This window comes from Bacillus cereus group sp. N21 (assembly GCF_016483395.1).
GTDB lineage: Bacteria > Bacillota > Bacilli > Bacillales > Bacillaceae_G > Bacillus_A > Bacillus_A pseudomycoides.
This window is the reverse complement of sequence record NZ_JAEHBX010000337.1, coordinates 1-272: the sequence shown is the minus strand read 5'-3', so window position 1 is coordinate 272 and position 272 is coordinate 1. Positions and strand designations below refer to the sequence as shown.

Here is a 272-nt window from a genome sequence, read left to right as displayed (position 1 = left end):
CACAAGGAGAGCGCTCATGCTTCTCGAGATATGTAGATGTGGTAAGACAGTACCAATGGAACATGGTATGTGCGAGGCGTGTGCTATTGTAGCTGAAGAAAGAAGGAAGCAAAGGCATAGAGATTATAAGGCGAAGCGAACGGATACGGACAACCAGAAGTTCTATAACTCAAAGCCTTGGCGAGTAACAAGAGCAAGGGTAAAGGATAGAGACAATGGGTTGTGTCAATTGTGTTGGAGTGAGAACAAGGTTAAACCAATGAACACAGTAC

1 pseudogene is annotated in these 272 nt (G+C 44.5%); it reads left to right on the top strand.

Annotation, left to right across the window (positions count from 1 at the left end):
• Positions 1–16: 16 nt before the first annotated feature.
• Positions 17–272, top strand: a pseudogene (locus JDS96_RS31795) (HNH endonuclease); the annotation flags it as partial.